12 protein-coding genes are annotated in these 21,610 nt (G+C 75.4%); 5 read left to right on the top strand and 7 right to left on the bottom strand.

The window, feature by feature from the left end; translation table 11 throughout:
- Positions 1-8 precede the first annotated feature (8 nt).
- Genes ACFU74_RS01455 through ACFU74_RS01440 form a run of 4 tightly spaced genes read right to left on the bottom strand, consistent with a single transcriptional unit; the run spans position 9 to position 1,614 of the window.
- A complete protein-coding gene (locus ACFU74_RS01455) occupies positions 9-587 on the bottom strand; it encodes a GNAT family N-acetyltransferase (RefSeq protein ID WP_380749935.1) in 579 nt (192 codons plus the stop codon).
- Entirely contained in the window at positions 559-756 is a 198-nt protein-coding gene (locus ACFU74_RS01450; RefSeq protein WP_380749932.1) for a lasso peptide biosynthesis B2 protein, read from the bottom strand. Before ACFU74_RS01450 ends, ACFU74_RS01455 begins: the two co-directional genes overlap by 29 nt.
- 42 nt (positions 757-798) lie before the next feature.
- A complete protein-coding gene (locus ACFU74_RS01445) occupies positions 799-927 on the bottom strand; it encodes an albusnodin family lasso peptide (RefSeq protein WP_380749929.1) in 129 nt (42 codons plus the stop codon).
- A 54-nt stretch (positions 928-981) separates the two neighbouring features.
- Complete coding sequence (locus ACFU74_RS01440) at positions 982-1,614, bottom strand: TetR/AcrR family transcriptional regulator (RefSeq protein ID WP_380749926.1); 633 nt, start codon at positions 1,612-1,614, stop codon at positions 982-984.
- A gap of 92 nt (positions 1,615-1,706) precedes the next feature.
- On the opposite strand from ACFU74_RS01440, the gene ACFU74_RS01435 reads away from it, so the two are divergent.
- The gene (locus tag ACFU74_RS01435) at positions 1,707-2,321 is read left to right on the top strand and encodes an SRPBCC family protein (RefSeq protein WP_380749923.1); all 615 of its coding nucleotides are present in this window, start codon (positions 1,707-1,709) and stop codon (positions 2,319-2,321) included.
- On the opposite strand, the gene ACFU74_RS01430 is transcribed toward ACFU74_RS01435, so the two are convergent.
- The 3 genes from ACFU74_RS01430 to ACFU74_RS01420 form a co-directional block, all read right to left on the bottom strand.
- Positions 2,318-5,506 (bottom strand): amino acid adenylation domain-containing protein, encoded by a 3,189-nt coding sequence (locus ACFU74_RS01430; RefSeq protein ID WP_380749920.1) that lies wholly within the window; start codon positions 5,504-5,506, stop codon positions 2,318-2,320. The two genes, ACFU74_RS01435 and ACFU74_RS01430, sit on opposite strands and share 4 nt — an antisense overlap.
- Positions 5,503-11,154: an amino acid adenylation domain-containing protein gene (locus ACFU74_RS01425; RefSeq protein ID WP_380749917.1), complete on the bottom strand. Its 5,652-nt coding sequence runs from the start codon at positions 11,152-11,154 to the stop codon at positions 5,503-5,505. The genes ACFU74_RS01430 and ACFU74_RS01425 overlap by 4 nt, the downstream gene beginning before the upstream one ends.
- A gap of 188 nt (positions 11,155-11,342) precedes the next feature.
- Positions 11,343-14,522, bottom strand: coding sequence for an amino acid adenylation domain-containing protein (locus ACFU74_RS01420; protein ID WP_380749915.1), 3,180 nt, complete (start codon positions 14,520-14,522; stop codon positions 11,343-11,345).
- A gap of 555 nt (positions 14,523-15,077) precedes the next feature.
- On the opposite strand from ACFU74_RS01420, the gene ACFU74_RS01415 reads away from it, so the two are divergent.
- The 4 genes from ACFU74_RS01415 to ACFU74_RS01400 all read left to right on the top strand — a co-directional run bounded on the left by ACFU74_RS01415 (position 15,078) and on the right by ACFU74_RS01400 (position 21,609).
- Positions 15,078-18,200: a phosphocholine-specific phospholipase C gene (locus ACFU74_RS01415; RefSeq protein WP_380749912.1), complete on the top strand. Its 3,123-nt coding sequence runs from the start codon at positions 15,078-15,080 to the stop codon at positions 18,198-18,200.
- A gap of 232 nt (positions 18,201-18,432) precedes the next feature.
- Positions 18,433-18,798, top strand: a complete 366-nt coding sequence (locus tag ACFU74_RS01410) for a hypothetical protein (RefSeq protein ID WP_380749909.1) — start codon at positions 18,433-18,435, stop codon at positions 18,796-18,798.
- A gap of 132 nt (positions 18,799-18,930) precedes the next feature.
- Positions 18,931-19,323: a hypothetical protein gene (locus tag ACFU74_RS01405; protein WP_380749906.1), complete on the top strand. Its 393-nt coding sequence runs from the start codon at positions 18,931-18,933 to the stop codon at positions 19,321-19,323.
- Positions 19,324-19,383: 60 nt separating this feature from the next.
- Positions 19,384-21,609 carry an MMPL family transporter gene (locus tag ACFU74_RS01400; protein ID WP_380749903.1) on the top strand — a complete coding sequence of 742 codons (2,226 nt, stop codon included), beginning with the start codon at positions 19,384-19,386 and terminating at the stop codon, positions 21,607-21,609.
- Position 21,610: the final 1 nt, after the last annotated feature.

Here is a 21,610-nt window from a genome sequence, read left to right as displayed (position 1 = left end):
GTTCCTGCCTACCCGGTCACCACCGACGGCCCTGCGAACTCGGCCGCGAGAGCGTCCATGACCATCTCGTCACAGACCCTCCCGAGCCAGTAACCCGCCTCCCGCAACGCCCCGACCGCCCGGAACCCCGCCTTCTCGTACGCGCGGACGGCAGCCCTGTTGGGGGCCAGCACCTTAAGCCACACCATCCGCAGACTGGTGATGTGGAACGCGTAGTCCAACACCAACCGGGTCGCCGCCGTCCCCAGCCCCCGCCCCCGCGCCTCCGGCGCCAGCATCACCACGTACTCGGCCGTCCGAACGGCGGGATCCGGCAGCAGCGTGGCGACGCCGACCGGCACGGCGGCGTCGCCCGCGATCTCGTAGACGGTGAACCGGATGTTGTCGCCCCGGAGTTGCCGAGCCATCCCCTCAAGCCGCGCCTCCAACGACTCCGGCTGCTGCCGCCCGTACCCGACCAGCACGGCAGGATCCTGCTCCCACCGCCAATACGTCTCGACGAGATCGGCCCGGTAGGGACCGAGACCGCAGACCCCGTCGCGGATCCAGATGATCGGCTCAGTTCCGGTGCTGATGACGGACTCCAACGACGAGGAGGGGTGCGTAGGCGAGCGTCGAATCCGGCTCGCCAACACGTGTGCCGTCCTCAGTCTGCACCCACGCGTGCAGCCGCACCGGGTCGGCGGCGATTCCGTGGCACCAAGTCACGGCGAGTCGTCCGCGGCCGCCCAGGTGCCAGGCGGACGATCCGGTCATCACTGGTGCGGCCCCGGCTTGGCGGGGCCGCACCACTGGACATCAGCAGTTGTAGGCGCGGCGCTTGTCCTCGCTGCTGCCCTTGCCCTGACCCTCAGTGAGAACGGTGAGGTCGCCGATCTGGACCACGAGGTCGATGTCCTCGGGCTCCGTGTTCTGCTGCTTGATCACGGGATGCACTTCTGGAGCGGGCCCGGCCGATGGCGGGTAGCCGGCGGATCTGAATCAGGGGAGCAGGGTGGCGAGTTCGGACTCGAAGAGCACCTTGGGGTCGAAGCCCATGCCGCTGAAGTGGCCGGCGAGTTCGAGGGACAGGACGCCGTGGAGGCGGGTCCAGCAGGTCAGGAAGAGGGCGAGTGCCTCGGGTGGGGCGGGGTGGTCGGCGGCCCAGGTGCGGTGGGTGGCCAGGTGGGTGCCGAGGGGGGTGGCGGGGGCGGCGGTGCAGGCGTTGAGGAGGGTGGTGGCGATCTCCTGGGAGACGGCGGTGGTGTCCTCGGGGGCCTGGTAGCCGGGGATCGGGGTGCCGTAGACGAGAAGGTAGCGCTGTGGGTCGGCGAGGGCCCAGCTGCGCAGGGCGCGGGCGAGGTCGGCCAGGTCGGCGCCTTCGGTGGCGGCTGCGGCGAGGGTGTCGGCGAGGCTGCGGTAGGCCTCGCGGACGAGTTCGGTGATCAGCTCGTCGCGGCTGGCGAAGTAGCGGTAGAGGGCGGGGCCGCTCATGCCCATCTGCTTGGCGATCGCGTTGAGGGAGAGGGCGGAGGCGCCGGCGGTCGCGATCTGTTCCCACGCGCGTTCCATGACTTCGGCGCGGACCTGGGTGCGGTAGCGCTCGCGGGGGGTGGTGGGGTCCGCCTGGGTCATGGTTAGAAGGTATCACGAAGGTTATTGACTGTCAGGACGGCGAGGAGTTAGAACTTCTAACGGAAGGAATGGCCTCTAGGGAGGGACATGCCATGCATGGAATCCGAGCCGCTGTGATCACCGTTCCGCTGGTCGCCGCCCTGCTGGGCGGTGCCGCTGCACAGCAGGGCGAGGCGCTGACCTGCCGGGGCGCGGGCGTCGACCCCGCCGCGAAGGTCCGGTACCGGACGGAGACGGTGATCGACGCGCCGCTGGACGTCATCTGGAGGCTGCAGGCGGACGTGGAGCGCTGGCCGTCCTGGCAGGCGTCCGTCACCGGCGCGGAGCGGTTGGACCACGGCCGCTTCCGGGCCGGGTCGGCGTTCCACTGGACGACGCCGGTGCCGCCCGGGACCGGGATCCCGGCGACCAGCCTGGACATCGTCTCGACCGCGCGTCAGCTGAAGCAGGGCGCCTGCGTCCGCTGGACCGGTCCAGCGGACGGCGAGGGGGTGCACATCGACGGGGTGCACGTCTGGAACTTCAGCCGGGTCAAGGGCGGGGTGAAGGTGAGCACCGAGGAGACCCACACCGGGCCGCAGGTCGACGCGAACGTGCCGATGGCGACCGCGATCCTCCGGGCGGGCCTGGAGGGGTGGCTGGCCGATCTGAAGGCCGCCGCCGAGGCGCAGGCATCCGCCGGGATGCCTGCGCCCCTCGGTCGTTAGGCCAGCCGGTCGGCGGCCTCGTCCTCGCTCAGCGCCTCGATCTCGGCGATCAGCAGCTCCTCGACGCGCGCGGCGAGCGCGGCGGCCGTGGAGAGCTCGAAGGCGTCGCGGATCGGGACGTCCAGGCCGACGCCCGCGCGGATCCGGGCGACCACCCGGGTGACCAGCAGTGAGTCCCCGCCGAGTTCGAAGAAGTCGTCGAGGGCGCCTACCCGTGGCACGCCCAGCACTTCCTGCCACAGCTGGGTGACCAACTGCTCGGCGTCGGTGCGCGGCGCCACGTACTGGCGTACGGAGGCCGGCTCCGGCTCGGGGAGGGCTGCCGTGTCGAGCTTGCCGTTGAGGGTCAGCGGGAGGGCGTCGAGGAGGACGACGGTGTCGGGGACCAGGTACGCGGGCAGCCGTACGGCGAGGTGCTCGCGCAGGGCGGCGGGATCGGGCTCGGCGCCGGGGGCCGGGACGGCGTAGGCGACCAGCCGCCGGCCGCCGAGCACGACGGTGGCGGCGCGCAGCACGTCCGGGCGGCCGGTCAGCGCGGACTCGATCTCGGCGGGTTCGATCCGGTAGCCGCGCAGCTTGATCTGCTCGTCGGTGCGGCCGAGGTAGTCGAGGGTCCCGTCGGTGCGCCAGCGGGCGCGGTCGCCGGTGCGGTACGTCCGCCCGCCGGCGGACGGGTCCTCGGCGAACGGGTCGTCGGTGAACGCCGCGGCCGTCAGGTCGGCGCGGCCGAGGTAGCCGCGGGCGAGGCCGGCGCCGCCGATGTACAGCTCGCCCTCCGAGCCGCGCGGCAGCAGGGCGCCGCGCTCGTCGAGCACGTACAGCCGCACGCCCGGCAGCGGGCGGCCGAGCGGTGGGCGGCGTCCGGCGTCGGGGGCCCCGAGGTCGGCGGCGGTGACGATGACGGTGGCCTCGGTCGGGCCGTAGGTGTTGACCAGCCGGACGGCGTCGCCGTGCCGCTCCCGCCAGCGGGCGACGGCGTCGGCGCGGGCCTCGGAGCCGCCGAGCACCACCAGCCGCAGGGCGGCCGGCCACGGGGTGCGGTCGTCGTGCGCGACCAGTTCCTCCCAGTAGGCGGTCGGCAGGTCGAGCACGGTGACGGACGGGCCGTGCGGGCCGCGCAGCAGTTCGGGCAGGGTGCGGCCGCCGCCGGGGAGCAGCACGACGCACGCACCCGTGGCGAGGGCGGGCCACAGCTCCTCGGCGTGGGTGTCGAAGCCGATCGAGGCGAACTGGACGACCCGGTCCCCGGGCGTGAGGCGGTAGCCGTCGGGGCCGGCCATCCAGTCGACGCGGGCGGCCAGCGCGGTGTGCTCGACGGCGACGGCCTTGGGGGTGCCGGTGGAGCCGGAGGTGTAGAGGACGTAGGCGAGGCCGGCGCGCTCTTCACCGGGAGCCGGGTCGCCGCCGGGCAGGATGCGCAGGCCCGCGCCGTCCTCGTCCGTGAGCAGGAGGACGGCACCGGACTCGCGGACCATCAGGCGCCGGCGCTCCTCCGGGTGGGCCGGGTCGAGCGGCAGGTAGCCGGCGCCGGCTTTCCAGATCGCCAGCAGGGCCGTGACCAGCTCGAAGGAGGGGGCCAGCCGGACGGCCACCAGCTGCCCGGCCACCGGGCCGAGCCGCTCGGCCAGCTCGGTGGAACGGCGGTCGAGCTCGGCGTAGGAGAGGACCTCGCCGTCGCACTCCAGGGCGGTCGCGCCCGGAGCGGCGGCGACCCGTTCGGCGAAGCGGGCGAGCACGGGGCGGACATCGGGGGAGGCCGCGGGGCCCGCGCCCAGCGCCAGCAGTTCGGCGCGCTCCTGCGCCCCGATCAGCCAGTCCCCGTGCAGCGGCACCGTCACGTCCTCGACGGCGGCGGCCAGCAGCGCGCGGCAGCGGGTGCCGAGCGCGGCCACCGTCGCCGGGTCGAACACCTCCCGGTCGAAGCAGAAGGAGAGTGTCAGACCGCCGTCAGGGGTGCGCCAGCTGTCCAGCAGCAGATCGGTCTTGGCGCGTTCGAAGCCGGAGTCCATGGAGGCCGTGCGGACCCCGGAGGGCAGCGGGGCGCCGCCGTCCTCGCCGGTCAGGTCGTACTGGCTCTGGTGCACGAACACCGCCTGGTAGAGCGGCGCGGCGCCGGCCTCGGCGGGCAGGTCCAGGTGGGCGGCGAGCCGCTCCAGCGGGACGTCCTGGTGGCTGAGCGCGCCCAGGGTGGCGGTGCGGACGCGGTGCAGCACGGTGCGGAAGCCGGGCTCGCCGGTGAGGTCGGCGCGCAGCACGCCGGTGCGGGCGAAGTAGCCGACCAGCGCCTCCTGCGCGGCCTCGGTGCGGCCCGCGAGCGGGGTGCCGACCACGAAGTCGGTGCTGCCGGTCCAGCGGGCCAGCACGCACTGGTAGGCGGCCAGCAGCACCATGAACGGGGTGCAGCGCTCGCGCCGGGCCATCGCGTCCAGGGCCGACGTCAGCTCCGGGTCCAGGGCGACCGTGGCGAAGCCCGCCGGGTGCCGGGGCTCGGCGGGGCGGGGGTGGTCCAGCGGAAGCCGCAGCCGGCCGGTGCCGGCCAGCTTCTCCGCCCAGTAGCGGAACGCCTGCTCGGCGCCGCCGGCCGCCGCGCGTTCCTGCTCGGCGCGCGCGACGTCGCCGTAGCGCAGGGCGAGCGGCGCGAGGCCGGCCGGTTCCTCGCCGAGCGCCTCCCGGTAGAGCGCGAGCAGTTCGCGCCAGAGGACCTTGAACGACCAGCCGTCCGAGACGATGTGGTGCACCACCAGGGCGAACGCGTGCTCGTGCGGCCCGGCGGAGACCAGGACGGCGCGCAGCGGCGGGCGCCCGGCGAGGTCGAACGGCGCGTTGACGGCGGGGCGGCAGGCCTCGGTGAAGTCCTGTTCGCCGGCGCCCGGGGTGAGCGCGAGCAGGTCAATCGGGACGGGTGCGGGCGGCTCGACCAGCTGGACGGGCGCCTCGCCGTCGAGGGCGAAGCGGGTGCGCAGCGGCTCGTGCCGGGCCGTCAGCCGCTCCAGTGCGGTGCGCAGCGCGCTGACGTCCAGCGGGCCGCTCCACCGGCGGCACAGGTACATGTTGAAGCCGGCGTCGGCGGGGTGGAGTTGCTGGAGGAACCAGAGCCGGCGCTGTTCCTCGGTGAGCGGGTGGACGGCCTCGGCGGTCCGGTCGCTGGAGGTCCCGTCGGTGGCGGTCCGGTCGGTGGTGGTCATCGGGCGGCGGCCTCGGTTCCGGTACGGCGCGTGGTTGCGGCGGGTTCGGCGGGTTCGGCGGTTGCGGAGGGGAGGGTCTCGGACGGGGGAGCGGCCGCGGTGCGGGCCGGAGTGGTCCCGGCGCGGGCCGCGAGGGTGGTCAGGCCCACCAGGTCGTCGGGCTCGGCGTCGGGGACCTCGCGGTCGAAGTGCCGCAGCGCGGGGACGGCCAGGCAGACGGCGACCAGCAGCGCCATGGCGAGGCCGAACAGCAGGTAGAGCAGGCCGATGCCGCGCCCGTCGCCGGTGCCGATCAGTCGGCCGACGGTGCCGGCCAGCGCGCCGTCCTCCTCGATCCACGGCTGGACCAGGCGCGGCCCGAGCGGTGCGACGACGGCGAAACCGATCGGCAGGGTGGACCAGGCCACCATGGTGTTGACGGCGATCACCCGGCCGTGGAAGCGCAGCGGCACCTTGGTCTGCACGATGGTCGCGTACACGCCGTTGACCAGTCCCAGCCCGTACGCCATGCCGAAGGCGCCGAGCGCCACCGGCCAGATGCTCGGGCGCAGACCGGTCACCAGGCAGGCGGCGGCCAGGCCGAGGGTGGCGAGCAGCACGCCGCGCAGCCGCAGCCGGCGCGGCCCGCCCCAGACCAGCAGGGTCAGCCCGCCGAGGACGGCACCGAGGCCGGCCGCGACCGAGACCCAGCCGGCGGCCGCGAGCGGGGCGAAGGAGAGCACCAGCGGGGTGGTGAGCAGGAACAGCGGGGACAGGAAGATGTTGAGCACGGCGAAGAACAGCAGCATCGCCCGGAAGTGCCGGCTGCCGAGCGCCCGCCGGAAGCCGGCCCGGATCTCGGCGGTGACGCTCTCGCGCCGCCGTGCGGCCATCACGTCGGGGAAGCGCACGGCCAGGGTGATGCCGGTGGCGACCACGTAGCTGGCGACGTCCATCACGAGGATGCCGCCGAGGCCGAGCGCCGACAGCAGGCCGACGGCGAACAGCGGGACCAGGAACTGGGCGAGGCCGAAGGCCATCTGGACGACGCCGTTGGCGCGGCCGAGGAAACGTTTCGGGACGAGCTGGGGCACGGCCGAGTTCCACGCCAGCCGCTGGAAGGTGAGCGCTGTCGACAGCAGTGCTATCAGCACGTAGGCGTGCCAGACCTGCAAGGAGTCGGTGAGGTAGAGCAGCAGCATCACCGCCTGGGTCAGGCCGGCCGCGACGTCGCCGTACAGCATGATCCGGCGCCGGTCGCCGCGGTCCACCAGGGCGCCGGCGAGCGGCGCGGTGAGGATGCCGGGGACCAGGCCGCAGGCGGCCAGCAGGCCGAACTGGGCGAGCGAGCCGGTGGTCAGGTAGATCCAGACCGGCAGGGCGAACTCGGTGAGTGCCGAGCCGATCATCGAGATCTGCTGGCCGGCGGCGACGCCGAGGAAGCGGCGCATGGTCGGACGGACCGCGGCGGACGCGGCGGCGGGGGCCTGCGAGGCGTCGCGGGACAGCCCGGCCAGCCACCAGGTGGCGCCCTCGGTGCGCCGGTGCCGGTCCTCCTCGCCCTCCGCCACCGAGCGGTGCACGGTGGTGAGGATCTCGGCGAGTTCGGCTGCCCGGTACTTCAGGTAGAAGTGGCCCGCCTCGTCGAGCACCACCACACCGGTGGTGTCGCTGAGGCGGTGCCACTCTCGGTACCGCTCCTCGTAGAACTCGGTGGCCGGGTCCCGGTCGCCGCAGACCGCGTAGACCGGGGCGGCGAGCCGGACGTCCCCGCCACCGGAGCCCCCGCCGTCCTCGATGCCCTCGAACAGCCGGGTGAAGTACTGCTCGGCCTCCCGGGTGCCGATCCGCCGGTTGGCGACCATCAGCCGCAGCTGCTCGACGCCGACCTCGTCGGTGTCCAGGCCCGCCGCCGCCAGCGCGTTGATCATGCCCTGGTCGCTGCGCAGCTTGTCCGCGGTGCGGGCCCACCACTCGCCGGCGGCGGCACCGCGCCCGCGCGGGCGGGCGAACGGGAAGATGCCGCCGAGGTGGATGGCGTCGATCTCGCGCCCGGCCGCCTCGACCCGGCGGGCGATCTCGACGGCCAGCCGGACGCCGACGCCGCAGTGGCCGTACAGGACGATCCGGCCCTCGACGTTGTCCAGGATCTCCTGGGCGCAGCCGGCCGCGACCTCGTCGACGTCCATCGCCTCCTCGCCCAGCTCGTGGCCGGGGACGGCGAGCGAGTGCAGGGCCCAGTCGGCGGGCAGGGCGTCGGCGAGCGGCTTGTAGATGAGCGCGCTGCCGCCGCCGTAGGGCGCGCAGACCAGGCTCGCGGCGGCCTTGCGGCCGGGCGGGGTGAGCAGGTGCAGCAGGCTGCGCGGGCCGCGGTCGGCGTGCGGGTCGCTGACCAGGGCGGCCAGCCGGCGCACGGTGGGGTACTTGAAGAGGTCCATCACCCCGACGGGGGTGGGGAGTTCGGGGTAGTGGCGGCGCAGCCTGGCGACCACCTGGGTGGCCAGCAGGGAGTGCCCGCCGAGCTCGAAGAAGTCGTCCAGGGCGCCGACCCGGGGCACGCCCAGCAGCTGGGACCACAGCGCGGCGACGAACTCCTCGGCCTCGCCCTCCGGTTCGACGAACTCGCCGCTGGCGGCGGGCTCCTCCGGCTCGGGCAGGTTGCGCCGGTCGACCTTGCCGTGGGCCAGCAGCGGCAGGCGCTCCAGCACCACGAAGCGGGCCGGGACCATGTAGTCGGGCAGCACCTCGGCGAGGGCCTCGCGCAGTTCGGCGGCGGCCGGGGCGGGCCCGTCGCCCGGATGCTCCAGGTAGCCGACCAGCATCTGCCGCAGCCCCTCGCCGCGGGCCAGGACGACGGCCTGGGTGATGCCGGGCAGCGCGGTGAGGGCGGCCTCGACCTCGCCGGGTTCGACCCGGTAGCCGCGGACCTTGATCTGGTCGTCGGCCCGGCCCAGGTAGTCGAGCGTGCCGTCGGCGCGCCAGCGGGCCAGGTCGCCGGTGCGGTAGAGGCGGTCGCCGGGGGCGCCGAACGGGTCGTCGACGAAGCGCTCGGCGGTCAGGTCGGGGCGGCCCAGGTAGCCGCGGGCCAGCCGGTCGCCGCCCAGGTACAGCTCGCCGGTGACGCCCGGTGGCACCGGCTGCATCGCCCCGTCGAGGACGTGGCAGCGGGCGCCGGCGAGCGGGGTGCCGATCGGGGTGCTGCCGGGGCCCGCGGCCTCGGCGGTGACCTCGTGGACGGTGACGCCGACGGTGGCCTCGGTCGGGCCGTAGTGGTTGAAGACCGAGCACCGGCCGAGGGCGGCGAGTTCGGCGGCCCACGGCCAGGCGGAGGCCTCGCCGCCGAGCACCAGCGCCCGGCGCGGCAGCAACCGCTCCATCGGGGCGTCGGCGCCGAGCGCGGCCAGGTGGGAGGGCGTCATCTTGAGGTAGTCGAGCCGCAGCGCCTCGATGCGCTCGGCGAGTTCGGCGCCCGCGATGCGGCGCGGCAGCAGGTGGACCCGGCCGCCGGTGCTCAGCGCGAGGTAGAGCATGGTGATGCTGAAGTCGAAGGAGAGCGACTGCAGCAGCCCGTAGCCGGCGCCCGGTTCGATCCGCAGCCGTTCCCGCACCCCGGCCAGGTAGTTGAGGATCTGCCGGTGCTGGACGGCGACGCCCTTGGGGGCGCCGGTGGAGCCGGAGGTGTAGATCACGTAGGCCAGTTGGTCCGGGCCCGAGGCCTCCTCCAGCGGCGCGGGGTCGCGCGGTGCGGGGTCGGTGTCCAGCAGCAGCACGGCGCCCTCGTAGCCGGGGAAGCGCTCGTGCAGCGCCGTGTCGGTGAGCAGGACCCGCACCCCGGCGTCGGAGACCAGGTGGGCGAGGCGGGCGGGCGGCTGCTCGGGGTCCAGCGGCAGGTAGGCGCCGCCCGCCTTCAGGACGCCGACCAGGGCGACGGCGAGTTCCGGTGACTGCTCCAGGCAGACCGCGACCCGGTCGTCCGGCCCGACGCCGAGTGAGCGCAGCCGGCGGGCGAGGCCGTTGGCGCGCTCGTCCAGCTCCCGGTAGTCGACGGTGCGGCCCTCGAACTCCAGGGCCGGGCGGTCCGGGTGGGCGCGCGCGGTGTCGGCGAGCAGGGCGGTGAGGGTCTGCGGGCCGTCGGCGGGGTCGGGCAGTGCGGGCCCGGCCGCCCACCGCTCCAGGACGTCGTGCCGTTCGCCGGGCGTGAGCAGCGGCAGCCGGGAGAGCGGCCGTTCCGGGTCGGCGACCGCGGCCGAGACCAGCAGTTCGAAGCGCTCGGTCAACTGCCGTACGGTGGCGGCGTCGAAGAGGTCGGTGCGGTAGGTGACCAGCCCGTACAGTCCGCCGTCGGACTTCTCCCGCAGGTAGAAGGCGAGGTCGGTGCGGGTGGTGGCGGCCTCGTGCCCGAAGCTCTCGGCGGAGGGCGCGCCGGGGGAGTCGGGGGCGGTGGCGGCGCTGCGGTCGCCGTAGTTCTGGAAGGCGAAGCTGACCTGGAAGACGGCGGAGCGACTGACGTCGCGCTCGATGTCCAGGTCGGCCACCATCTGCTCGAACGGCACCTCCTGGTGGGTGTAGGCGTCGAGCGTGGTGCCGCGCACCCGGCGGAGCAGTTCGGTGAAGGCGGGGTCGCCCTCCAGCCGGGCCCGGATCGGCAGCATGTTGACGAACAGGCCGACCACGCCCTCCAGTTCGCGGTGGAGGCGGCCGGCGACGGCGGATCCGATCGCGAAGTCCCGCTGTCCGGCGTGCCGGCCGAGCAGGGTCTGCAGCGCGGCCATCAGCACCATGTACCCGGAGGCGTTCGCGGAGCGCGCCAGGGCGGCGACGCCGCGGCCGAGCTCGGGGCTCCAGTGGAACTCGGTGGCGGCCCCCTCGAAGGTGAGCACCGGCGGGCGGGGCCGGTCGGTGGGCAGCTCCAGCGCGGGGACGTCGCGCAGCTCCTCGCGCCAGTGGGCGCGGGAGGCGGCCAGCGCCTCGCCGGCCAGGCGCTCCCGCTGCCAGTGCGCGTAGTCGCCGAACTGGACGGTGAGGTCGGGGAGCCGGTCCGGGGTGCCGTGCGCGTGCCGGGCGTAGAGCGCGTCGAGTTCGCGGTGCAGGAGGTCGAGCGACCAGCCGTCGCTGACGATGTGGTGCATGACCAGGGCGAGCACGTGCTCGTCCGGGGCGGTGCGCACCAGCAGGGCGCGCAGCAGCGGGCCGGCGGCCAGGTCGAACGGCCGGGCCACCCGCTCGCCGAGTTCCCGGGCGGCGCGGGCGGCCGGGTCGCGGTCGTCGGTGGCGTCGACGAACTCGGCCGCGCACGGACCGGGTTCGGCGATCAGGACCTGCGCGGTGCCCTCGGGGGTGGCGGGGAAGGACATCCGCAGCGCCTCGTGCCGGGCGAGCAGGTCGGTGAGGGCGGCGTCCAGCGCGGCGCGGTCGAGCGGGCCGCGCAGCCGGCGGGCCGGGGCGAGGGTCCAGGCGGTGGAGCCGGGGGCGAACTGGTCCATGAACCAGAGCCGTTCCTGGCCGCTGGAGAGCGGTACCCCGGCGTCGGCGGGCCGGGCGGGGACGGTGTTCGCGGGGGTCGGTGCGGTGGCGTCCGCGGGGTCGGCCGCGGCGGCGCGCAGCCGCTGGGCGAGCAGGGCGCGCTTGGTCGCGGACAACCCGGCGGCGGGGTCCTGGAGGTCGGTCATCGGGTGTTCCATTTCGGCGCACGTCGGAGCGGTGGGGCTCGGGCCGTCGGGCGGGTCGCCGCGAGGCCGGGGCCGCCGCAGGGGGAGGGGAGGCGGAGGGAGGGGCGCGGTGCAGGGAGGGACTCGGTGCGGGGAGGGGCGCGGCGCAGGGAGGGGGCGGCGCGGGGATGGCCGCGCCGCCCGTGGGGTCAGCGCAGTTCGCGGACGGCCGCGGCGATGCCGAGCGGGGTCGGGGTGGCGAAGAAGACGTCGAAGTCCAGCTCGACGCCGAGCAGGTCGCGGATCCGGGCGGTGATCTGGATGATCGTCAGGGAGTGCCCGCCGAGCTCGAAGAGGTCCTCCTCGGGGCCGAGGTCGGGCAGCCGCAGCACCTCGGACCAGACCGCGAGGACGGCGCCGAGCACCTCGTCGTGCTCCTGCTCCCGGCCTCCGTCCGGCTCGTCGGTGGACGCCGCCTCGACGACCGGCACCGGCGGGACGGGCAGCGCGCGCCGGTCCAGCTTGCCGTTGGGCGTCAGCGGCAGCCGGTCGAGCACCAGGAAGCGCTGCGGGACGGCGGCGCCGGGCAGCGACCGCTGGAGGAAGGCGCGCAGCTCGGCGGGGGCGGGCGCGGTGCTCGCGGCGGCCGGGACGAGGTACCCGGCGACGAACGGCTCCGCGTCCTCCTCCTCGCGGTGCACCGCGGCGGCGGCCTCGGCGACGTCCGGGTGGGTGAGCAGTGCGGACTCGATCTCGCCCAGCTCGATCCGGTGGCCGCGGATCTTGACCTGGTCGTCGAGCCGGCCGAGGAACTCCAGTTCGCCCTCCGGGCTCCAGGCGACCAGGTCGCCGGTGCGGTAGAGGCGGTCGCCGGGGTCGCCGAACGGGTCGTCGACGAAGCGCTCGGCGGTCAGCCCGGGTCGCCCCAGGTAGCCCTCGGCGAGCCCGTCGCCGCCCAGGTGGAGCTCGCCCGGCACGCCGATCGGCAGCGGCCGGCGCCGGGGGTCCAGTACGTAGGCGCGGGTGTTGGCGATCGGCCTGCCGATCCGGACGGCCTCCGGTGCTTCGGGGACCTCGGCGCAGGTGGACCAGATGGTGGTCTCGGTCGGCCCGTAGACGTTGAGCAGCCGCCGGGTGCCGTCCCGCAGTTGCCGGGCCAGCGGCAGGGGCAGGGCCTCGCCGCCGACCAGGCCGGTCAGCCCGGCGGGCAGCGGCCCGGCGCCGAGCAGGACCCGCCAGCCCGAGGGGGTGGCCTGGACGTGGGTGACGCCCTCGCGCTCGACCAGGGCGCGCAGCCCCGGCCCGTCCACCGCCAGGCCGTCGGGGGCCAGCACCAGCCGGCCGCCGGTGGTCAGCGGCAGCAGCAGTTCGAGGGCGGAGATGTCGAAGGAGAGCGAGGTGAGGCCGAGCCAGACGTGCCCGGGGCCGGAGTCCAGCTGCTCGGCGAAGGCCGCGAGCAGGTTGGCCAGCGCCCGGTGGCCGATCTCCACGCCCTTGGGGCGGCCGGTGGAGCCGGAGGTGTAGAGGACGTAGGCGAGCCGGCCCGGTTCGGCGTGGGCCGGCGCGCCCCCGGCATCGGCCGGCGCGGGCACGTCCGCCGACTGCGGGAGGCGGAGCACCGCCGGGGCGGCGGCAGCCACCTCGGGCGCCGGCTCGCGGTCGGCCAGCAGCAGGGCGGCGCCGGAGTCGGCGAGCACGAAGGCCAGCCGCTCGGCCGGGTAGCCGGGGTCCAGCGGCAGGTAGCCGGCGCCGACGGCGTGCACGGCGAGCAGCGCGGCCGGCAGGTCGGCGGTGCGGGCGAGGTGCAGCCCGACCAGGTCGTCCCGGCCGATGCCGGCCGCGGTGAGCGCGCCGGCCAGGCGCTCGGCGCGGCCCAGCAGTTCGCGGTAGGTCAGCCGCTGCTCGCCGGCCACCACGGCGAGCGCGTCCGGAGCGGCGGCGGCCCGCTCCCGGACCAGGTCGAGCACGGTCCGCCCGCTCGGGTACGCGCGTTCGGTGGCGTTCCAGTCGGTGGTGACGCGCCGCTGCTCGGCCGCGTCGAGCAGCGGCAGGTCGCCGAGCGCCGTGCCGGGGGCGGCCGTGGCGGCGGCGAGCAGGGTGGCGAAGTGGCCGGCGGTCCGCCGGGCGGCGGCCGGGGCGAGGACGGCCGGGTCGTACTGGAGGGAGAACTCGACCGCCTCCGGGTCGGCCACGGCCTGGAGGTGCAGGGTGTTGCGGGCCGCGTGGTGGAAGACCGTCCAGTCGACCCGGGTGGCGCTGCCGGGGAAGACGGGGTCGGCGGTGGTGCGGCGGCGGTAGCCGAAGGAGACCGGGGCGAGCCCGGCCCGGGGGGTGAGGCCGGGCACGGCGGTTCCGAACGGGACGGTGCGGTGCTCGGACACCAGCCGGACCTCGGCGCGCACGGCCTGGGCGTAGCGCGCGAAGGGGGCGTCCGCGCCGGCGCCGGCCGGGGCGTACACCGGCAGCTCGTTGACGAACGGGCCGATCACGCCGCGCTGCCCGGGGCGGCGGATCGAGAACGGGACGGCGACCGGGACGGCCTCGCCGCCGTAGCGGTGCAGCAGTCCGTGCAGGGCGGCGAGCAGGAACTCGAAGACGGTGACCCCGGCCTGCCGGGCGGCGGCGTCGAGGGCGGCGCGGCCGGCGCCCTCCAGCCGCCAGGTGACGGCCTCGCCGGGGCCGGCGGCGGTGGTGGCCCGCGCGCCGCCGGGCAGCACCGGGTCGGTGGCGGCGGCCCAGCGCGGGCCGTGGAACGCGGCGGCCGCCTCGGCGAGGGCGGGGTCGACGGGCTGCGGGTCGACGGGCTGCGGGGCGTCGGCGGTCGCGGCCCCGGCGGTCGCGGCCCCGGCCGGTGCCCCGCCCGCGAGCGCGGCGGCGTACCCGGCGGCCAGGTCGGCGACGAGCACGTCCTTGGAGGTGCCGTCGAACACCGCGTGGTGGGCCACCACCAGCAGTTCGGCGCTCCCGTCCGGCCGCTGGTGCAGGGTGAACCGGGCGAGCGGCCCGGCGGCCAGGTCGAAGGGGAGGGCGAGCTCCTCCGCGAGCCGCTTGGCGAGCGACTCGGCGCTGTCGGTGGCCGTGTCGAGGACGGTGAGTCCGGGCGCCCGCCCGGCGGGGACCTGGTGGACCACTCCGTCCCGCTCCACCAGGGCCGCCCCGAGCGCGGGGTGCCGGGCGGCGGTCGCGGCGACGGCGCGGGCGAGGGCCCCGGTGTCGATCCGGTCGAAGGCGAGGCGCAGCGCGAGGTGGAAGACCTCGGGGACGTGGGTGAGCCTGCTGGTCAGCCAGATCCCGTGCTGGGCGGCGGAGGCGGGCCCGGTGGCGTCCGTCGCTCTCGCGGGTTCCCCGGCGGTTGAGGCAGGGTCGGGCCGGTTGGGGGAGTCGGACATGCTGTGCTCGATTCGGGAGTCGGAGACGGAGCTGCGGGGCACCCGTCCGAGCGGTGGCCGTGGCGGCGCGGACGCGGCACGGCGCGCGGTCGGACGGCGCGGCTGCCGAAGGGTGGCCGGCCCGCCCCGCGGACCGGTCGGCAGGACGCCGAGGCACGGCCGGACCCGACTCCCAGGTATCCCCCCTGATGTGTCGGACGATCCGATCCTCGCCCCCGTTCGAAGATCATTGGCCTGGACCTGCCGTGAGATTTCCACAGACCACATGCCTCGTCAAGGGTTGTCCACGACCTGGCCGGTGCCTGCCGACGGTTCGTCAACTACCTTCCGTGACCGGGTGCCTGGGGTTCCTTGAGGGGCCCCTGTCAAGGGCGGGGCGGGCGGCTCGGGCGAAGGGTGCGGAACCGGGTCAAGTTGTCTGTACAGCTCGGGGTTCACTGTCCGTCATCGGCGCGCCATCGAAGCCCCCGTTCCCGTCCATCTGGGGCCCGTACACATAACGGGTCTGGACCGAAGCGTCCGACCACCCCCGCTGTGTACAAGGAGCCACCCCCGATGAGTCCGAAGCCCGAACTGTCGCGCCGCACCCTGCTCGGCGGCGCGGCGGCGGCCGCCGTGCTGTCCGCCCTCCCGCTCAGCGTGCGCGAGGCGCTCGCCGCGCCGGCCCGCCCCGGCCGGCTGGCGGACATCCAGCACGTCGTGGTGTTCATGCAGGAGAACCGCGCCTTCGACCACTACTTCGGCACCCTGGCCGGAGTCCGCGGCTTCGGCGACCGCGCGGCGGTGCGCGGTGTCAACGGCCGCTCGGTCTTCCACCAGCCCGACCCGAGCCGCAAGGAGGGCTACCTGCTGCCCTTCGCGATGAACGCCGCCCACACCAGCGCCTACCAGCAGGGCGCCCCCGCGTTCGGCTTCGTCGACTCGATGAAGGCCTGGAACGACGGCCTCGCCGACGGCTCGGTCACCCGCCGCTCCAGCGGCTGGCTCGGCCAGGGCTACTACGAGAGCGCCGACATGCCCTTCTACCACGCGCTCGCCTCTGTGTTCACCGCCTGTGACGCCTACTACGCCTCGGTGCAGTGCAACACCAACACCAACCGCGACCACCTGATGACGGGCACCAGCGGCGGCACCGTCCGGGACACCCCGGTCACCGACAACACCGAGATCCCCGGCGGCTACGAGTGGACCACCTACGCCGAGCGCCTGGAGAAGGCCGGCGTCAGCTGGAAGACCTACCAGGCGCTGGACAACTACGACGACAACGCGCTCGCCTGGTTCGCCCCCTTCGTCAAGGCCAAGCCCGGTGAGCCGCTCTACGACCGCGGCATGCACGCCGTCGGCGACCCGGCCAAGAAGAACGACCCGTTCGCGATGGGCGACGCCCTGGTCGAGGCCTTCGCCGCCGACGTCCGGGCCGACACCCTCCCGCAGGTCTCCTGGATCGTCGCCCCCGCCGCGCTCTCCGAGCACGCCAACTACGCGCCGCCGAACGGCGAGCACCTCACCGCCCGGCTGCTGGCGGCCCTCGCGGCCAGGCCCGAGGTGTGGCAGAAGACCGTCTTCATCCTCAACTACGACGAGCACGGCGGCTTCTTCGACCACAACCTGCCGCCCGTCCCGCCGCTGGCCACCGGGCGCGGCAAGTCCACCGTGCCGGTCGACGGCGAGGTGGTGGTCCGGGTGGGCAAGGGCGGCTCCACCTACCACCGCGTGGTGAGCCAGGACGGCAAGTACCGGGTCAAGGCCGCCGACGGCTCGCTCACCTGGTCCGACACCCTGCCCGCGGGGGAGAGCGTGGTCTCCGGCCCCTACCCGATGGGCCTGGGCGTGCGGGTGCCGATGATCGTCGTCTCGCCGTGGACCCGCGGCGGCGTCGTCGACTCCACCGTCTACGACCACACCTCGGTGCTGCGCTTCCTGGAGCAGCGGTTCGGCGTCCAGGAGCCCAACATCAGCCCCTGGCGCCGCTCGGTCTGCGGCGACCTCACCAACGTCTTCGACTTCTCCGGCCGCGACCCGCGCTGGCCCGAGCTGCCGGACACCAGCGGCAACCGGCAGAAGGTCGTCGACACCGGCAAGCTGCCAGCTCCGACCGTGCCCAACCCGCAGGCCTTCCCGCAGCAGCAGCGCGGCACCCGGGCCGCCCGCCCGGCGCCGTACAACCTGATCGTCAAGCCGCGCCTCAAGGGCGACCAGCTGACCGTCGACTTCATCAACCAGGGCAAGCAGGGCGCCGTCCTCGCGGTCTACCCCGAGCCCGGCACCGCGCCGCGCCACTACACCGTCGGCGCCAAGTCCCGGATCTCCGACGTCTGGACGGTCGGCCCCAACGGCTACGACCTGCGGGTGCACGGCCCCAACGGCGCGCTGTGGCACCTGCGCGGCACCGTCGACGCGCCCTACGAGATCTCGCTCTCCGAGGAGAAGAACGGCAAGGTGCTGGAGGTGGACGTGATCAACCGCTCGCGCACCGCCCAGACCTTCCTGGTCGGCGACCTCGCCTACGGCGACGGCCTGCGCGAGGTGCGGGTCGCGGCGGGCGACGACAGGACCGTCAACGTCAAGGTCGGCCCCGAGGGCTGGTACGACGTCGCCGTGGGCGTGCGCGGCGAGCTCGGCTTCCGCCGCCGGATCGCCGGCCGCTTCCCCTGGGACGGCGAGCACCTGCTGACCGACCCGGCGATGGGCCTGGCCGACCCGCTGGCCGTGGACGTCGCGCTCAAGGCCGCCTCGACCACCATCGACGAGGCGATCCTGCTGCCCGGCCGCCCGGCCCGGGTCACCGCCCGCTTCACCGCCGCCACCGCGCTGAGCGCGCTGGAGGCGCAGCCGGTCGTCCCGGCCGGCTGGACGGTCGCCGCGGTCACCGCGCCGCCCGCCTCGCTCGCCGCCGGCGCCACCGCCACCGCCGAGTGGGACGTCACCCCGCCCGCGCAGCTGCCCGACGGCGCCACCCACCGCGTCCTGGTCACCGCCCGGGCGCGGGCCGGCGACCGCTTCGCCGTCGCCGACGGCGAACTCGCCGCCCGCACCGCCCCGGTGATGGCCGGCCACCTGCTCGGCGAGGACTTCGAGTCGCTGGCCGGCGCGCTCCAGCCGGTCGGCGGGGTGCTCGGCTGGACGGCGCAGGCGCCGCAGGGCTGGTCGGTGGTCAACGCGCCGGGCATGCCGCAGGGCACCACCCGGCTCCAGGGCTGGACCTTCCACACCAAGCGCGAGTGGGCCGGCCCGGCCGGCCAGGACCGCGGCAACTTCACCCGGGGCCTGGGCGTCGTGGCCGTCGCGGACCCGGACGACTGGGACGACACCGGCTCGCCGTCCAAGAAGGGCGTCTTCGACTCGACCCTGGTCTCGCCCGCCGTGCCCGTCCCGGCCGGCGCCACCACCCTGCACCTGGGCTTCGACTCGCACTACCGACAGGAGGCCCCGCAGAAGGCCGCCGTCACCGCGGTCTTCGACAACGGCACCGAGACCCGCCTGGTGTTCTACAGCTCCGACACCACCGGCAACGACAACGGCGGCAAGGACGTCCAGAACGCCTTCGTCGCCAAGCAGTTCGCCGTCCCGGCGGGCGCACGCAGCGTGACGCTGAAGTTCCGGATGTACGACGCCGGGAACAACTGGTTCTGGGCCGTCGACCACATCCGCCTGGACGTCGAGCCGATCACCGGCTGACGACCCGCTGCGGCACCCACGGCCCGCCCGCGCCCCCGATCCAGGGGGTGCGGGCGAGTCCGCGGTCTTTGGCATATGCCGGAAACAAGTGCGCCGGCGCACTGTCAACAGGTGCGAACGCGACGCGCACCCCGGCGCACCGGGCCGGAAAGTCACTGTCCGTGTCCGCTGTTCCACCGATAGGAATGGGTGGCCGGCGCGGACCGCCCGCGCCGTGGAGAGGAGCCGCCCCGTGTCCCGTCTTCGTGCCGCCGCCCTGGCCGTCGGCTGCGCCGCCGCCGCGCTGACCCTGGCCGCGACCACCGCGCACGCCGCCCCCGGCGACACCCAGAACGTCTGCAGCAGCCAGCTCACCCCCACCGGCTGGGTCGACGTCCAGTGGTGGAACGACCTCAGCTGCTCGTCGACCTTCAGCCCCAACAAGAAGCAGATCAAGGACATCGCCGGCCTGCCGGTCGGCACCACGCTCACCGTCTGTTCGTCGACCTACCAGCCGGCCGGCTGGGTGCAGCTCTCCTCGTTCTACAACAGCAGCTGCCGCTACTCGGCGGTCCCGAGCCTCAACAACAACGCCTGGCAGATCAAGCGCGTCTCCTGACGCCCCGGCATCTCCCGGACGGTTGCCGCCGGCCCGCCGGCCCAGCGCCGGTGGGCCGTCGGCATGTCCCGCGCCCCGCCTCGGCACACTGGTCGCACACCCCGTCCGCCACCCGTCCGGGAGGCCACCGCCGTGCACCAGCCCCTCCTGCGCCTCACCGGCGCCGCCACCGCCGTCTACGGACTCGCCGTCGCCCGCCGGCCCGCGCTGCTCGCCCGTCCCTCCGGCCTCACCGCGCCGGACGGCTCGGTACCCGCCCCGGTCGCCGCCTGCCTGCGCCCGCTCGCCCTGCGCGACGCCGCGTGCGGCCTCGCCATGGCCCTCGCCCCGAGCGACGCCGCACTGCGCACCGCCACCGCCGTCCGGATCGCCTCCGACCTCGGCGACGCCGCCCTGCTCGCGACCGCCCTGCCGGCCCGGCGGCACCGGGTGATGGCGGTCGCCGTCTCGGTCGGCTGGGGCGCGCTCTCGGTGGCCGGACTCCTGGCGCGGCCGCGAGGTCTCTCCACCCGCAAAGTCTCTTGACCGTCGAGAGATATGATCCGGGCTGTCCGCCACCCCGACCAGCCCGGAGGGCGCCCCGCCATGCCCGCTGACCGTCCCGCCCCCGCCGCCCCGCCGCAGACCCAGCCCCCGCCCCCGGCCGCCCGGCGGCGCCGCGCCCGGCTGCTCGTCCCGCTCGCCCTGCTGGTCGTCTGGCTCGGCCTCGGCGGCGCCTTCGGCTCCTACGCGGGCCGGCTCGGCGAGGTCGCCACCAACGACCGGGCCGCCTTCCTGCCCCGCAGCGCCGAGTCCACCGAGGCCGCCCGGCTCGGCGAGGCCTTCCGGGCCGACGACGCGCTGCCGGTCATCGTCGTCTGGGAGAGCCGCACCGGCCCCCTCGACGACACCCGGCGCGCCGCCGCCGAACAGGCCCTGCACGACGCGGCCGCCCTCCCCGGCGCCACCGGGCGCGTCTCGCCCGCCCTGCCCGCCGCCGACGGCCGCGCCGTCCAGGGCGTCGTCCAACTGCGCGCCGACCTCGGCCGCGGGACCGGCGACACCGTGCGCGCCGTCCGCGGACTCGCCGAACGCGTCCCCGACACCACCGTCGGCCTGGCCGGACCCGCCGCCATCCTCACCGACCTCGGCGGCGCCTTCGCCGGCATCGACGGACTGCTGCTCGGCGTCGCGCTCGGCGTCGTCCTGCTCATCCTGCTCGCCGTCTACCGCGCCGTGCTGCTGCCCCTGCTGGTCATCCTCGGCGCCGTCTTCGCCCTCGGCATCGCCTGCGCCCTGGTCTACCTCCTCGCCGACCACGGCCTGGTCACCGTCGACGGCCAGGTCCAGGGCCTGCTGTCGATCCTGGTGATCGGCGCCGCCACCGACTACGGCCTGCTGCTCTCCGCCCGCTTCCGCGAGGAACTGCACCTGCACGGCGACCGGTTCGCCGCGCTGCGCACCGCCTGGCGGCAGTCCGTCGAGCCGATCACCGCCTCCGGCGCCACCGTCGCGCTCGGCCTGCTGGTACTGCTGCTCTCCGACCTCACCAACAACCGGGCGCTCGGCCCGGTCGGCGCCATCGGCATCGGCTGCGCCGTGCTCTCCGCGCTCACCTTCCTGCCCGCCGCCCTGGTACTGGCGGGCCGCGCCGCCTACTGGCCGGCCCGGCCCGCCGCCGACGGCCGGGCCCCGGTGCACGCCGTCTGGGGCAGGGTCGCCGCGCTGGTCGCCCGCCGCCCGCGCGCCCTGTGGGCGGCGAGCCTGGCCGTGCTGGCGGCGCTCGCCGCGCTCGCCCCCGCCCTGGACGCCGGCGGGGTGCCGCAGAGCGAGCTGTTCGTCAAGGCCCAGCCCTCCGCCGCCGGCCAGCGGCTGCTCTCCGCGCACTTCCCCGGCGGCAGCGGCAACCCCGCCGTGGTGATCGCCGCCGCCGACCGGTCCGAGGCCGTCACCGCGGCGGCCGCCGCCGTCCCCGGCGTGGCCGGCGTGCGCGCCACCACCGCCGGGGCGCCGGGCGGCGCGCCGCTGGTCGTGGACGGCCGGGTCCGGCTGGAGGCGACGCTCACCGACCCGGCCGACAGCGACGAGGCGATCGCCACCGTGCACCGGCTGCGCCAGGCCGTGCACGCCGTCCCCGGTGCCGAGGCGCTGGTCGGCGGCTACACCGCGCAGCAGGACGACACCCGCACCACCGCCGCGCGCGACCGCACCCTCATCACCCCGGTGGTGCTGCTGTGCGTGCTCGCCGTCCTCGTCCTGCTGCTGCGCTCCCTGGTGGCGCCGGTGCTGCTGGCCGCCACCGTCGCGCTCTCCTACCTGGCTACGCTCGGGGTGAGCGCGGTGGTCTTCCCGCACGTGTTCGGCTTCTCCGCCGTGGACCCCTCGGTGCCGCTGTACGGCTACGTGTTCCTGGTCGCGCTCGGCGTCGACTACAACATCTTCCTGATGACCCGGGTCCGCGAGGAGGCGCTGCGCTCCGGTACCAGGGAGGGGGTGCTGCGCGGGCTCACCGCCACCGGCGGGGTGATCACCTCGGCAGGCGTGGTGCTGGCCGCCACCTTCGCCGCGCTCGGCGTGATCCCGCTGGCGTTCCTCGCCCAGATCGCCTTCATCGTGGCCTTCGGCGTGCTGCTGGACACCCTGCTGGTGCGCTCGCTGCTGGTGCCGGCCCTGGTCCGGGACCTCGGCGACCGGGTCTGGTGGCCGGCCCGCACCGGGCGCGCGGCGGCCACGCGACCGGCGCCGGGCCCGGAGCAGGACCCGGCGCCGGACCCGGCGCCGGACCCGGAGCAGGACCCGGAGGGCGAACGCGTCGGCCCGGGGATCTCCTGAG

The sequence above is a fragment of the Kitasatospora sp. NPDC057500 genome, from assembly GCF_042802195.1.
Taxonomy (GTDB): Bacteria; Actinomycetota; Actinomycetes; order Streptomycetales; family Streptomycetaceae; genus Kitasatospora.
Note: the sequence above shows the minus strand (reverse complement) of the source record. Positions and strands in the feature narration are given on the sequence as shown.